Below are 2,093 nucleotides of genomic sequence, written 5' to 3'. Positions count from 1 at the left end.
ATTTCGCGGAGCATCGCACCTTTTTTGCCGATGACGATTCCTTTTTGCGAATCACGCTCGACCATGATCACGGCCTCGACATCGATCATCTCCGAGTTTTCCCGTTTCTTGATCGATTCAATAGCGACCGCGATTGAGTGCGGCACTTCATCACGCGTCTTATGGAGCACTTTCTCGCGAATCAATTCAGAGATGATGAACCGTTCCGGGTGGTCGGTCACTTGGTCGGCCGGGTAATACATCGGTCCTTCCGGGAGCAACTTTTTGATTTCTTTAAGAAGCGGTTCGACGTTATTGCCTTGGAGCGCCGAGATCGGGACGTACGCCGCGAAATCGAGTTGGTTCGTATACTGCTCGATGACAGCCGGAATCTCGTCCGGATGAATCAAATCGATTTTGTTCATGACGAGGATGATTGGCGTATCGAGCCCTTTTAACTTCTCGATGATAAACTCGTCTCCCGCTCCGCGCGGTTCCGTGACGTTGACCATGAAGAGGATCGCGTCGACTTCACGGAGTGCGTTCGTCGCGACTTTCATCATGAAATCGCCGAGACGGTGTTTCGGCTTATGGATCCCTGGCGTGTCGATGAAGATGATTTGCGAATCATCCGTCGTATATACACCTTGGACCTTGTTGCGCGTCGTCTGCGGCTTGTCTGACATGATGGCAATCTTTTGTCCGATGACCCGATTCAAGAACGTCGATTTCCCGACGTTCGGACGACCGATGATGGACACAAACCCTGATTTAAAATCTTCTTGATACATAGTGCACCTGCTTTCTAAATTTCCAATACGTTCAATCATATAACGAATTTGTCGATTACATAAGGGCCAAAAATGAAAAGTGCCGTGATGGCGGCCCCGATGGCGGCAACGAGCACTGATCCGGCTGCGACGTCTTTCGCTTGCCTCGCTAACGGCTTGATGTCTTTTGTGACAAGGTCGACCGTGCGCTCGACCGCCGTGTTCATCAGCTCGAGAGCGATGACGAGTACGACCCAACCGAACAGAATCAAGTTCTCGAGTTTCGTCGTTGGGAGCCACCAGGCAAATACGACGACGAGCAGGCTCGATGCGAGATGAATCAGCATGTTGCGTTCGGTCCGCACTGCGTGCACGATACCGTGCACGGCGAACCAGAACGGTTTCACACTTCGCCTCGTTTCAGCTCGAAGTGAGCAAGCACTTGTTCTTGGCGCGCCGTCATTTCCGCTTCTTCCTCGGGCGTCATGTGATCATAGCCGAGCAAATGGAGAAATCCATGAATCGCCAAAAATCCAAGTTCCCGTTCGAACGAGTGACCGTAGTCGGCCGCCTGTTCGCGGCAACGCTCGACCGAGATGAGCAGATCGCCGAGAAGACGGGGTTCATCTTCATCGAGCATAAAGTCCATCTCTTCTTCGCCCATCTCGTCAAACGCAAAACTGATCACATCGGTCGGCGCGTCTTTCCCGCGCCACTCCCGATTGATCGCCTGAATCTCGTCGTTCGTCAAAAAGGTGACCGATAGCTCGCTCGGTTCTTCGACGTCTTCTTCCTGCGCCGCGTGCACCAAAATGGATTCGACGAGCTCGACTTGAGCATCGGTCAACAACCCGTGCTCATCGTTCGAAATGATTTGCATGTAATTCGCCTTCTTTCTTCAGTTCTGGGTACTCGATCCGTTCATGGAACAAGCCGGTCAACGTCTCACACGCGCTCTCCCCGACCCGCCATACTTCTTTCGTCGTCAACTCGCAGTCTTCGAACTGTCCGTCTTGCAACTTGTCACGGATGATCGCGCTGACGAGCTGCCGGATCCGTTCTGGTGTCGGCTGCTTCTGTGACCTTACCGCCGCCTCAATCGAATCGACGATCATGACGACCGCCGCCTCGCGCGTTTGCGGTTTCGGTCCCGGGTAACGGAAGCGCGACTCGGTGACATCTCGTGTCTCTTTCGCTTTCACATAAAAGAACTTCAACAATGACGTGCCGTGATGTTGCTCGGCGATATCGATGATTTCTTTCGGTAGCTTGTAGCGGCGCAACAAGTCGGCGCCGTCATACGGATGGGCCATGATGATGTCGGCCGATTCTTCCGGCGTGAGC

General features: G+C 53.2%; 4 protein-coding genes. All 4 read right to left on the bottom strand.

Features of this window, described 5'->3' with window-relative positions; genetic code table 11:
• The coding region (era, locus tag B9Z54_RS18050) for a GTPase Era (protein ID WP_113929796.1) at positions 1-770 on the bottom strand (770 nt) is incomplete at its 3' end.
• 35 nt (positions 771-805) lie between these two features.
• Positions 806-1,156, bottom strand: a complete 351-nt coding sequence (locus B9Z54_RS18045) for a diacylglycerol kinase family protein (protein WP_113929795.1) — start codon at positions 1,154-1,156, stop codon at positions 806-808.
• Positions 1,153-1,629, bottom strand: coding sequence for an rRNA maturation RNase YbeY (ybeY, locus tag B9Z54_RS18040; RefSeq protein WP_113929794.1), 477 nt, complete (start codon positions 1,627-1,629; stop codon positions 1,153-1,155). The genes B9Z54_RS18045 and ybeY overlap by 4 nt, the downstream gene beginning before the upstream one ends.
• On the bottom strand, positions 1,607-2,093 hold a 487-nt coding region (locus B9Z54_RS18035), incomplete at its 5' end, for an HD domain-containing protein (protein WP_113929793.1). The genes B9Z54_RS18035 and ybeY, both read right to left, overlap by 23 nt.

This window comes from Bacillus sp. P14.5 (genome assembly GCF_003316765.1).
In the GTDB taxonomy this organism is placed as follows: Bacteria; Bacillota; Bacilli; order Bacillales; family Bacillaceae_B; genus Rossellomorea.
The sequence above is the reverse complement of the archived record's forward strand: the minus strand, read 5'-3'. Positions and strand labels throughout refer to the sequence as shown.

Excerpts from the sequence above, each read along its gene's own strand:
- ybeY (WP_113929794.1), bottom strand. The coding sequence starts at position 1,629 with ATGCAAATCATTTCGAACGATGAGCACGGGTTGTTGACCGATGCTCAA.